At 46.4% G+C, this 13,959-nt stretch carries 3 protein-coding genes; 1 reads left to right on the top strand and 2 read right to left on the bottom strand.

The features are described from left to right. Positions 1 to 29: 29 nt before the first annotated feature. Positions 30 to 320 carry a putative hemolysin gene (locus ACSJJG_RS09290; RefSeq protein ID WP_481089177.1) on the bottom strand — a complete coding sequence of 97 codons (291 nt, stop codon included), beginning with the start codon at positions 318 to 320 and terminating at the stop codon, positions 30 to 32. Positions 321 to 356: 36 nt separating this feature from the next. Then, entirely contained in the window at positions 357 to 689 is a 333-nt protein-coding gene (locus ACSJJG_RS09285; RefSeq protein ID WP_481089176.1) for a DMT family transporter, read from the bottom strand. 1,099 nt (positions 690 to 1,788) lie between these two features. On the opposite strand from ACSJJG_RS09285, the gene ACSJJG_RS09280 reads away from it, so the two are divergent. Further along, positions 1,789 to 13,959, top strand: a complete 12,171-nt coding sequence (locus ACSJJG_RS09280; protein ID WP_481089175.1) for an amino acid adenylation domain-containing protein — start codon at positions 1,789 to 1,791, stop codon at positions 13,957 to 13,959.

The raw sequence follows: 13,959 nt of genomic DNA, 5'->3' as shown, positions 1-13,959 counted from the left end.
AACCAGAGTGATATCTGGTTTTCCCTAAGTTAAAAGGATGTACACCCACCATCCAACAAAGCCTGTTCATTACAACGACGACCATTCGCCAATTGGCAAACAGGAGTTTGATGACCACTCAATTGCTTGGTTAATGCCGGAATTCCCCCAGCATCAGAGCAACTTTCACTGGCATCTTTACTCAGATAAATACCCAGATCAGAATATTGATAATGTTTGTATCGGCTTGATGAAATATCTGCTTGGTGCCCGCTGCAACCCGCTAATATAACGCCTACCAGCAACAACTTGACAAGGATAACTCCCCGCTTTAACAGCATATTTTCTCCAGTTTAACTATCGGATTAGGGTATAGATCAATGCCCTGTACTTTTAGAAAGCAAATTGATGACTAAAACACCGGCAATAATAAGAAGAATACCGATAATTGCCGGTAAATCCAATTTTTGCTGGTATAAAAATATACCTGCAATAGAGACTAAAACTATACCAAGGCAAGACCAAACAGCATAAGCAATCCCCAAAGGCATCACTTTGACTACTTGTGATAACGCCCAAAACGATAAGCAATAACCCATCACTACAACAATAGACGGCACTAAACGAGTGAAGCCATCAGCAGTTTTTAACATTGTTGTCGCTATCACTTCAGACAAAATCGCGATAAACAAATAACCCCATACATTCATATTACTCACCAAGCCAAAGTTATAAGACAGACCAAATTTCAGAAAAACTGCTTAATCTACCATAACTTAAAATATAACTCCTTAAAGAAATGAGGTGTTTTTTCTTGATAAAAAAAGAACGATAAAGAAAAAATAAAATATAAATTTGGCAGGAAATGACTCAATAAAATAAAAATGATTACCTCGTTAATCTATCCACAGGCATCAATATTATTTTACCTATAAAAACCATCTCAAATAATTTATCCTGAAAATGACCTAAAGAAATTATTTATTTCAATATAGAAAAGAACAGGGAATTATTTTTTTGCGATAAAAACACTATACCAATCTAACTTCAAGATGCGTGTGATTTCTCCCTACTTCGTAGGGAGAAATCAGGCTTCATATCGTGTTGTAAATTGCGACTTGAAGTTTAATGCGTATATAACAACAATTTAAATACCAACAGGTAACCATAAAGAAACTAAATTAAATAGCGTTTCAAAATGATAGGAGTATTCCTTACCCCGCGCTCCGCGCGGGGTAAGAAACTCCAACATCTGATACTCTCAGTATTATGAAAACCTATTTAGCTAACATTATATTCATAAGCAATTAAAAAATATAACCATAACAAATAAAAATATTATAGACTTCAATACAAATGACTATCACTATTGAAACCTGAAGAACTATGACTATAAAATCATGATCATGGAATAATGGATGGAAATAATGACTATTCTCGAAAATAAAAACAAACTGCGCGAAACAGGATAAGTGTCGAAGATATACACTGAAATAGACAAAAAAATAAAATTTAAACCCTTGGACAAACAATATTAGCTATTTTAAATGAAGGAGAATGCTGAAAGATTGCGAGATTAGTTGCAGTGATACCATGATAGCTCATGCCAACACTTATTAAATAAAATAATAACCTGATGTTAAAAACCATAAAACATCAGATATAACGTAATAAATTATGTTAATGCCAAAACATAAATAAATTAAGGTTAGGCAAACACTGAAATCTACTCATTTGTATCATGAATGACAAATAACTTGTAAACGGAATGCATTCGTATAATTGACTATGAGAACACTTGAAGGTTCGTTGAATTCGAACTTATATCACCTTCATCCTGCTCAAGAGGATGTGTTTTATGAGCAAACTTTTCACGAAAACAGCCCATTACATAACCTGGGTTGGTATACCTTGATGGAAGGTGAAGTTGATATAGCCATCCTGCAACAAGCCTGGCGATTGCTATATCAACATATTGATACGCTGAGGTTACGCATATCCATTAATTCAGATAATGAAGCAACCCAATATGTTCAGAATCAGAGTGAGACTGAATTAGTCATATTCCATGATTTTACAATGCAACCTGATCCTGAAAAAAAAGCAAAACTTTGGATGCAGCAACAGATAAATATCCCCATTAACTTTCCAAACGAGTCCTTATATCAGGCCGCATTGCTTCGTATTACCAACGAGAAATATTACTTCTTCACTAAGTTCCATCATATTATGATGGATGGGGTTGGTTTATTTCGGTTCCATGAATATGCTCATAAGTTATATGCATGTCTGAAAAATAAAACTTCAACCACCTGGTTAACAGAAATTCCACAATATTTAGATACGATAGAAAAAGCAGAAGAATATCTGACTTCCTCTTGTTACGAAAAAGACAAAAAATACTGGGGCGATTTTTTAACAAAAAACGATATACATCAATTAACCCCTTGTTATCAAAATAAGGGTTCTCGTAATGATACGTTGGCATTACCGCTTTCAATTAAAGCTGATTTGCTTGCCTTTTGCGAAAAAAATAAAACGAACTTTCTTGCTGTCTTTTCGAGCTTAGTCATTATGATGATGTCAGAACTGACAGGGCAACAGGAATTAACATTTAATACCATTACTCATGGCAGAAGGACAAAATCAGAGAAATATGTCGTAGGGATGCAAACCAATATTTATCCGGTACATTGCCATGTTTCTCACACAATCCGTGTCACCGAACAGATTAAGCTAATCGAACTAGCGCTAAAAGAGAGCTACCACCACAGCCAATTTCCTCGCTCTCACTTGATTCGCATGGCTAATAACCAGGGCATTGCTTTACCGAATATATTTATCTTCTATGAAAGGCTTTCAGCATCAGCATCTGAAATCAACCAAGCGCAGCATTATATTGTAGATGGCGGGTTTAACACTGACCCTATCGTTTTTCGCTTGCAAGACTTTGGATATGATCAGGAGCTAACAATAGCGATAGATTATTTACAGGAATATTTTAGTGATCAAGATGTAAAACAACTACTTGTGCGACTGCAGAATGTATTGATTGCTTTGCTTAACACGCCTTCTTTATTCGTCCATGAATTACCTATTTTATTAGAACAGGAGCGTCATACCCTGCTGCACAGTTGGAATCAAACTGATGCATCTTACCCGCAGGATAAGATCCTACAGCAACTGTTTGAGGCACAGGCAGCAAGAACACCGAATAACGTGGCGCTGGTGTTTGAAGAGAGAACTCTGACCTACCGTCAGCTCAACGAACAGGCAAACCAGCTCGCCGTTGTCATTCAGCGGCAATGCAATACACCGATGCAAGCAGATACCCCCATCGCTCTCTACCTCGATCGCAGTCTGGAGATGGTAGTCAGTATTCTGGCGGTACTGAAAGCCGGTGGCGCTTATGTACCGATCTCCCCTGAATATCCACCGGAGCGAGTCCAGTTTATTTTGGAAGATACCGGAAGCCCATGTGTACTCACCCAACAACGCTATCTGACAACACTAGAGCAGCATACTTACGCGTTGCCAATTCAGCCGACGCTGATAGCCGCAGATGACCGAACAGTCACCCAAGGCCAGTCAGTAGAAAATTTAGTGCCAGTGAACAAAAGTTCTGATTTGGCCTACATTATCTACACCTCCGGGACAACCGGACAGCCGAAAGGCGTTGAGTTGACCCACCGAAACGTCATCAATCATTTATGTTGGATGCAATCCCAATACCCACTAAGTGCCTCGGATAAGGTCCTGCAACAAATCCCTTATACCTTTGACGCTTCAGTCTGGGAGTTAATTGCAGCTAACTGTTTTGGTGGCACTATCGTACTGCCCTCACCGGATACCCATAAACAGCCGGAGGACTTATATCAGCTGATAGAGAAAACTGGCGTAACGGTGGTGCAATTCGTCCCGTCCATGTTAGGCGCTTTCTGCCAGACAGTACGGGACTTAGGACAGCAATTACCCCGCACTATCCGTTACGTTCTGTGTGGCGGGGAAACGCTGACGATGTCCCATGTCAACGCGTTTAGATTTATAAATAGTCATTCAAGCACTTTAATTAACCTCTATGGCCCCACAGAAACGACAAATGATGTCACTCACTTTGAGGTAACCAATGAGATTGGTGGCATTATTCCGATTGGCAAGGCTCATAACAACACCCGCCTGTATGTCCTTAACCATCATGGAAAACTGTCTCCCATTGGCGCCCCTGGAGAGTTGTATATCGGCGGTGCAGGGCTGGCGCGGGGATATCGTAATCGTCCAGATCTGACTGCCGAGCATTTTGTGGAAAATCCGTTTGCCACAGATGAAGATAACGCCCGTGGTTATACTCGTTTGTACAAAACCGGTGATCGGGTACGCTGGCTGCCAGACGGTAACCTGGAATATCTGGGACGCCATGATTTTCAGGTCAAAATTCGTGGTTACCGCATTGAACTGGGTGAAATCGAAACTACTTTATCCTCTCATCCGCAAGTGAAACAGGCAGTGGTGATCGACCGAAATCATGCAGGCCATAAAGCACTGGCGGCTTATCTGGTCACAGACGAAGCCTTGACCAATAACACTTTGATAGCGCATCTTTTAACCCACCTGCCGGAGTATATGATACCCGCCAGTTTTACCCGCATTGATGCCATCCCCTTGACTATCAACGGCAAACTCGACCGCCATGCTTTGCCAGCACCGGTATGGGAAGATCGGGATCGTTATATAGCGCCACGCACTGAGTTGGAAACCCAATTGTGTATGCTCTGGCAAGACGTTTTAGGATTAGAACGGATCGGTATTGAGGATAATTTCTTCCGTATCGGTGGCGACTCGATTGTCAGCATCCAGTTAGTCTCCAAACTGCGGCAAATCGGTTTCTCCCTGCAAGCCAAAGCGATTTTTGAAGCACCAACGGTAGCGCGGTTGGCGCAATTGCTGACACAAACTTCATCCCATGTATCTGTAGTGGCTGAACAGGGATTATTACATGGGGAATTTGGTTTATTGCCTATCCAGCAAGATTTCTTCAACCTGAACCTGACATGCCCGCACCATTGGAATCAGGCATTTATGATCCAGCTGCCAGGCAATATCAGTCACGCGGCGATTGAACAGGCGCTGATCGCACTGACTGAGCGACATGATATGTTACGCGTCCATTTTGTTAAAACTGAACAGGGTTATCGTCAGTGCTACTCCGCAGAAATACCCCCCTGGTTACCCACATTACAGCATTGTGATTTCAATGAATTAAATCATCAACAGCTGACACAATGGCAAAGTGGCTTTAATTATCGCACTGGCCCTTTGTGGCAAGCCGCTCATCTGACCGGATATACCGATGGCAGCGCCCGCTTATTCTTCGCATTTCATCACTTGATTATTGATGTCGTGTCCTGGCGGATTATTGTGGAAGATATACGCCTGCTGCTACAGGGAACAGCGCTGCCAGCGAAAACCAGCAGTTACCGGCAATGGGTTGCTGCTGTCTATCACTATGCCATACAGCATCAAGATGAAGTGCCCTACTGGCAGGGAGTCATGGCAGGTGAAAAAACTTACCCGCTGATGGGAGAACTCAACACGCATCAATTGAGTTTATCAACTGAACTGACAAATACTCTGCTACATGAGGCTAATCTAGGTTATCACACGGAAATTAACGACTTGCTGCTTAGTGCTCTCACTCTGGCATTGCAGACAACGTTCTCCCGTGCGGTGAACTTCATTACTCTTGAGGGGCATGGGCGGGAAGCCATCGACAGTGCTGTGGATATCTCCGAAACTGTGGGCTGGTTTACAACCACCTATCCTGTTCGTCTGGTAACGCAGGACAATATCGCTGAGACGATTATTCACACGAAAGAGATGCTGCGTGCCGTGCCAAACAAAGGTATCGGTTATGGGGCGCTACGTCAGGTTGGATACTTGTCAGAGGATTTACCAGCCATCAGTTTTAACTACCTTGGTCAATTGGGCGGTGAGAACCATCAGGATTGGGCGCTGACCAATGAAGAGTGTGGTTCAATGATTGCCAGCGAGAACATAAGCCATTTACTGCTAGATATCAATGGCGCAGTTCAGGCAGGAAAGCTGCAATTCAGTGTATTGTCTCGTTTACCGTCAACCCAAACACACATATTTATCACAGCCTTTGAGCAAGCACTCAATAGTGTCATCGCCGCCGGCCAAAAACAGGCCCAATTAGGTAGTGTGAAAACACCCAGTGATTATGAATTTAAAGCAGTTTCAATCGAACGCTTAAAGCGCTTGCAACAAAACTATCAGATGGAAACTCTGTATCCCGCAACCAGCTTGCAGCAGGGATTTATTTATCATCATCTGGCTCAACCACAAGATGATGCCTATCGTGTGCAATTGTTGCTGGATTATCACACCGCACTCAACCCTGCCGCCTATCAGCAAGCCTGGTCTCTGGCTTCACTGCGCTTCCCCATCCTCAGAACAGCATTTGATTGGGAAGGGGAAATTTTGCAGATTGTAACTACGGGTGCCAGTATTAGTCCGGCTAACTTCGAGAGCAAAGATATCAGCCACTTACCCGCAGAAGAACGAAACAAGGCAATTGAAACAATTCAACAACATGACCGTACTCTGCCTTTTAATTTACGTCAGCCTGGTTTAATCCGCTTTACCCTAATTAAACAGAATGAACAACTGGTAACGGTGCTGATAACCCAACACCACACGATTACTGATGGCTGGAGTGGTCCGATTTTATTACAAACTGTGCACGGGTATTACGACATGCTGGTGCAAGGGCAAATGCCTCAGATCGTAGTGGAGAAAGCTTATCTGGCAACCCAGCAATATTATCTGGGGCATCTGGCCGAATCTGAGCGGTATTGGGCGGAACGTAAAACACATTTCCAGGCAACTAATGATCTGTCAAACCTATTAAATCGTCATGTTAACTTGACGCAGATAAAAACCATCGAAAAACCGGCTGAACAGGCACTCACTGTGCAGGGGAGCGATTATGCGCAGCTTAGAGATATGTGCCGGACACAAGGTATTACCCTGAACGTGGTCTTGCAATTTGCCTGGCATAAATTACTGCACAGTTACACTGGAGATGAGCAGACCATTGTTGGCACCACCGTATCCGGGCGCGATGTACCGGTAGACGGTATTGAATCCAGCGTCGGCCTGTATATTAATACCTTACCATTAATGGTGCAGTGGGATAATAACCGCAGTGTTATTAGCGTGTTACAAGCTATACAGAAAGATATCGCTGCACTTAACAGCCACAGTGCCGTCTCACTTGCCAGTTTGCAATCTAACGGGGAACGGTTATTCCATAGCCTGTTTGTCTTTGAAAACTACCCTATCCCCGTGGCAAGCGAAAATAAGGCCGCTCTTGAAAACACCCTGATATTCCGCCAATCCATAGAAAAAACCGATTATCCATTATCACTGATGGCCTATGAGCAGAATAACTGTCTTACGGTTAAATTGAGTTATGGTGAAGACTGGCTGACCGACAAACAAGCACAGCGCTTGTTGCATCAGTTTGAACGCATTCTACATGCTGTGTCCGGTGATCCACACCAGCTTCATACCGCCATCTTGTTTCTCAGTGAAGCAGAGCGTTATACCTTACTGCACATCTGGAACCAGACCGATGCGCCTTACCCACAAGATAAAACCTTACAGCAACGCTTTGAAGTACAGGCAGAAAGGACGCCAGATAATGTGGCACTGGTGTTTGAAGGAGAAACCTTAACCTACAGGCAGTTAAATCAACGGGCCAATCAGTTAGCCCGGGTTATTCGTGAACATTATCAGCAACATAAAAATGCCCCTTTGTCAGCAGACACTCCCATCGCCCTCTATCTTGACCGCAGTCTGGAGATGGTCATCAGTATTCTGGCGGTACTGAAAGCCGGTGGTGCGTATGTACCGATTTCCCCTGAATACCCGCCGGAGCGGGTGCAGTTTATTCTGCAAGATACCCAAAGCCCGTGTCTCCTCACCCAGCAACGGTATCTGACAACCTTGGCGGAATATACTCAGGCAGAGCCGCCGATACGGATAGCGGCAGATGACCGGACCATCACGATAAACCAGCCTGTAGAAAATCTGGCTATAGTCAATAACCCTACCGATCTGGCCTATATCATCTACACCTCAGGCACCACAGGGCAGCCTAAAGGCGTCATGATCGAACATAAAAATGTGGCCCATATGGTGGCGGCACAGGCAGCCCTGTTTGATATCACAAAGCGCAAAAAAGCCCTAATGTTTGCGGCTTATGTCTTTGATGCCTCGGTTTCCGAACTGTTTGTCAGTTTACTGCATGGCCTGACGGTCTATCTGTGCAGTGAAACAGAGCGCAATGCGCCGGCCGTTGCACAACTGATCCAGCGCGAAGGCGTTGAATTAGCCACCTTACCCCCAGCCATGCTGAAAGTATTAATTGGCACTGAGTTACCCACCTTGCAGTTATTGGTGACCGCGGGAGAAGCCCCATCCCTAGATTTCCTTGACTATTTCAGCCATCACAGCGATGTACTGAATGCTTACGGTCCTACCGAAGTGACCGTTTGTGCCAGCGGCAAGCACTACCAATCCGGGGCGATTGCCCGCAATATTGGCAAAGCCATCAATAATGTCCGTCTTTATGTCCTTGATAGTCACAACAACTTGTCCCCTATCGGCGCGACGGGTGAGTTATATATCGGCGGTGCCGGACTGGCACGGGGGTATTTAAACCGGCCTGAACTCACCGCTGAACGTTTTGTTGAGAATCCGTTTGCCTCAGAAGCAGATAAAACCCGTGGCTATACCCGTTTGTACAAAACCGGTGATTTAGTTCGCTGGCTGCCGAACGGGGAGCTGGAATATCTGGGGCGCAATGATTTTCAGGTTAAGATCCGGGGCTACCGTATCGAATTGGGAGAAATTGAAACGGCCCTTGCCTCGCATCCGCAAGTTAAACAGGCGGTGATGACTGACCATAAGCATCAGGGCAATCAAGTGCTGGTGGCGTATCTGGTCACCGATGGCGGGTTGTCCAATGACACCCTGATAAAATATTTATCGTCTCGCCTGCCAGACTATATGCTGCCGGCCAGTTTTACCCGTATTGAATCCATACCCTTAACCCTCAACGGTAAACTGGACCGCCACGCCCTGCCAGCGCCGGTATGGGGTAATCGCGACAGTTATCTCGCGCCCCGTAATGCCTTAGAAACTCAGTTATGCGCTATCTGGCAGGAGGTATTGGGGCTGGAGAGAATTGGGATTGAAGATAACTTCTTCCGTATCGGCGGTAATTCCCTGACTGCGATTAAGCTGACGGCAGCGATTCACCACACCCTTGGGCTTGCGGTTTCACTGACGCAACTCTTTGAACACAAAACCATCGCCAGCCTGACGAACCAGATGGGACAACCCGCCAATACGGTTATTCCTCACCGCGAATTGGCGCACTACCCCTTATCGTTTGCTCAGGAAAGAATGCTGTTTATCGAGCAGTTTGAACAGGGTACCGATGCCTACCATATTCCCTGTCTGGTTCAACTGGATAATGTCGCCTGTCTGCCCGTGTTAGAAACCGCCATTAACCGATTAGCGCAGCGCCATGCCGTAATAAGAACGGTATATCCCCATCATGATGACGGACAGAACTACCAACAAATACTGGACAGGCCGTTGGTTATCCGGTCAGTCGCGCCCTGTGATGATATTGACACGCTTCTGGATACCGTACGCACTGAGATAGCCACGCCATTTGATTTGACCACCGAACCCGGCCTGCGCCTCCGTCACTATGCCCTGGCCGATAAACATTACTTCCTGATGCTATGGCACCATATCGCCATTGATGGCTGGGCCATCGACATTTTTATGCGTGAACTGGCCGAGATTTACCCAGCCTTGTTAGCCGGCCGTGACAGCCGGTTGCCCGTTCTGGATATCACCTATGGCGACTATGCCGCCTGGCAGCGGGAATATTTACAGGGCGATGTGCGTGAACGCCAGCTCGCTTACTGGCGACAGACCTTAGCCCACTACGAAACCCTGACCTTGCCAACAGACTCCCCCAGACCCGCTCAGGTCAGTTATCAGGGACGGGACTTCAATTTCACGTTAGATACCGCCCTTTCTGACCAGCTCAGAATGCTGGCAAAAGAGCAGGAAACTACCCTGTATACCGTGCTGCTCGGTGGCTTTTATGTCACGCTGGCAAAATTATCAGGCCAAAACGATATCGTACTGGGCACACCAACTGATAACCGACACCACGCCCAAACCCAAACGCTGATAGGGATGTTTGTCAACTCTCTGGTCTTGCGGGCTCAACTTGTGCTGACAGACAATGTCGCCACTCTGATTCAACAAATTCATCAGTTGCTTGCCGATGCCAAAGCGCATCAGGACATGCCGTTTGAACAACTGCTTGACGCTCTGGCAATTGAACGTGACCCCGCCCGTCATCCGATTTTTCAGGTGATGTTTGGCTTACACCGTTTTGGGGAACACCGGCCAGATGAAGCCAGACTGCCGTTTCAGCCGGTGACATTAGACGAATCCCTGTACAGCCCGGCCAAATTTGACCTGAGCCTGTTTCTGTCTGAGGGACAACCCGCTATTACAGGCAACCTGAATTACGCGGTCAGCCTGTTTAACGACACCACCATGGCACGGCTGGCCGCTATCTACCAACGGGTGCTGGCCGCCTTCGTGACAGACCCGCAACAATCGCTGGCGGGGATTGATATCCTGTCGGCCTCGGAGCGCCATACCCTGCTGCACACCTGGAACCAGACCGATGCGCCTTACCCGCAAGAGAAAACCTTGCAGCAGCTCTTTGAAGTACAGGCAGAAAAAACGCCGGATAATGTGGCACTGGTATTTGAAGGGGAAACCCTGACCTACCGGCAATTAAACCAACGGGCCAATCAGTTAACCCGGGTTATTCGTGAACATTGTCAGCAACATAAAAATGCCCCCATCGCCCTCTATCTCGACCGCAGTCTGGAGATGGTCATCAGTATTCTGGCGGTACTGAAAGCCGGCGGCGCTTATGTGCCGATTTCCCCGGCATATCCGCCGGAGCGGGTGCAGTTTATTCTGCAAGATACCCAAAGCCCGTGTGTCCTCACCCAGCAACGCTATCTGACAACACTGGCGGAATATACTCAGGCACGGGCAGCGCCGCCGATACGGATAGCGGCAGATGACCAAACTATCACCAGAGATCAGTCAGTGGAAAATTTGGCATCCGTCAATAATCCTGCCGACCTGGCCTATATCATCTACACCTCAGGCACCACGGGGCAGCCAAAAGGCGTCATGATCGAGCATAAAAATGTGGCCCATCTGGTGGCGGCACAGGCAGCCCTGTTTGATATCACAAAGCACAAAAAAGCCTTAATGTTTGCGGCTTACGTCTTTGATGCCTCGGTTTCTGAACTGTTTGTTAGTTTACTGCATGGCCTGACAGTCTATCTGTGCAGCGAAACAGAGCGCAATGCGCCGGCCATTGCACAACTGATCCAGCGCGAAGGCATTGAATTAGCCACCTTACCCCCAGCCATATTAAAAGTATTAATTGGCACTGAATTGCCCTCTTTACAGTTACTGGTGACCGCGGGAGAAACCCCGTCTTTAGATTTTCTTGACTATTTCAGTCATCACTGCGAGGTACTGAATGCGTACGGCCCCACCGAAGTAACCGTTTGTGCCAGCGGCAAGCACTACCAATCCGGGGAAATCGCCCGCAATATTGGTAAGGCCATCAATAATGTTCGTCTTTACGTCCTTGATAGTCACAACAACTTGTCCCCTATCGGTGTGTCGGGTGAGTTATATATTGGCGGTGCCGGACTGGCACGGGGGTATTTAAACCGACCTGAACTCACCGCTGAACGTTTTGTTGAGAACCCGTTTGCGTCAGAAGCAGATAAAACCCGGGGCTATACCCGTTTGTACAAAACCGGTGACTTGGCCCGCTGGCGACCGAATGGGGAGCTTGAATATCTGGGACGCAATGATTTTCAGGTTAAGATCCGCGGCTACCGTATCGAATTGGGAGAAATTGAAACGGCCCTTGCTACCCATCCGCAAGTTAAACAGGCGGTGGTGACTGACTATAAGCATCAAGGCAATCAAGTGCTAGTGGCGTATCTGGTCACCGACGGTATGCTGCCCGATGATACCTTAGTTCGGTATCTTTCCACCCGCTTGCCAGACTATATGCTGCCCGCCAACTTTACCCGTATCGAATCCGTACCCTTAACCCTCAACGGCAAGCTGGATCGCCGCACCCTGCCAACACCGGTATGGGGCAATAGTGACAACTATATAGCGCCCCGTAATGCCTTAGAAACTCAGTTGTGTGCCATCTGGCAAGAGGTGTTGGGGCTGGAAAGAATTGGCATTGAAGATAACTTCTTCCGTATCGGCGGTGACTCCATAGTCAGTATCCAGCTAGTTTCCAAACTGCGTCAGGCGGGCTTTTATCTCCAGGTCAAATCAATATTTGAAGCACCAACGGTGGCTCGATTAGCCCAACTGCCAACACTGATATCACACACAGTAAAAGCCAGTGCTGAACAAGGGTTACTAAGCGGAGAGTTTGATTTATTGCCTATCCAGCAAAGTTTCTTTGACCTCAATCTGCCAAACCCACACCATTGGAATCAGGCATTTATGATCCGACTACCAGGCAATATCAGTCATACTGCTATTGAACAGGCGCTGATCGCACTGACTGAGCGGCACGACATATTACGTGTCCATTTTATATATACTGAAAACGGCTACCGTCAGTGCTATTCGCCGGAAATGCCCCCCTGGTTGTCTGCATTACAGCACTGTAATATCAGTGAACTTACAGAAACGGAATTACACCAACAACTCACCCAATGGCAAAGTGGATTTGATTACAGTAACGGCCCCTTATGGCAATCCGCTCATCTGACTGGATACACCGATGGCAGCGCCCGATTATTCTTCGCATTCCACCACCTGATCATTGACGCTGTATCCTGGCGAATTATTACCGAAGATATGCGTTTGTTATTGCAAGGCATGACCTTACCACCGAAAACCAGCAGTTATCGGCAGTGGGTGGCCGCAGTCCATCATTATGCACAACAGCATCAAGATGAAGTGTCCTACTGGCAACAAGTCATAACAGGCAACGGCATACATCCTGCACTGGGTACAACCACTTATCACCAATTAGATATCTCTGCCGAGATGACCGATATCCTGCTGCATGAAGCCAACGCCGGTTATTCCACTGAAATTAACGACTTATTATTGAGCGCCCTAACCTTGGCATTACAGGAGACTTTCTCCCGAACAGTAAACCACATCGTTCTGGAAGGGCATGGACGGGAAGCCATCGATAACACGCTAGATCTTGCCGAAACCGTCGGCTGGTTTACAACACAGTACCCTGTTCGGCTGGAAATGCAGACCACTATTGCAGAAACCATTATTCACATCAAAGAGATGCTTCGCGCCGTACCAAACAAAGGTATTGGTTATGGCGCGTTACGTCAGGCTGGCTATTTGTCAGGAGATTTACCGGCCATCAGCTTCAATTATCTCGGTCAGTTAGGCGGAGGTTGCCATCAAGACTGGTCACTGAGTAGCGATAATTGTGGCGCAGTGATAGCCAGCGGGGATCACAACGCTTTATTGCTGAATATCAATGGCGCAGTTCAGACGGGAAAACTGCAATTTAGTGTGGACTCCCGCTTGCCACACGCTCAGACAGCGGTATTTATCACGGCATTTGAGCAAGCACTCAATAATGTTATCAGCGAAAGTCAAAAACAGGCCCATGCGGGAGGAATAAAAACGCCCAGCGATTACGGAATTAAAGGCGTTTCAATTGAGCAGCTCAACCAGCTTACTCATCGTTTTGACTATGTGGATAACGAAAATTCACCTCTCTATCCAGAAAAGAAAACCATCTTGGACGTGTAA

The organism is Xenorhabdus sp. SGI 60 (genome assembly GCF_056632175.1).
This window is presented reverse-complemented; position numbering and strand designations above follow the sequence as displayed.

What these genes read in the sequence shown, in the direction of transcription:
- ACSJJG_RS09290 (WP_481089177.1), bottom strand. Translation starts at nt 320, where the DNA reads ATGCTGTTAAAGCGGGGAGTTATCCTTGTCAAGTTGTTGCTGGTAGGC.
- ACSJJG_RS09285 (WP_481089176.1), bottom strand. Translation starts at nt 689, where the DNA reads ATGAATGTATGGGGTTATTTGTTTATCGCGATTTTGTCTGAAGTGATA.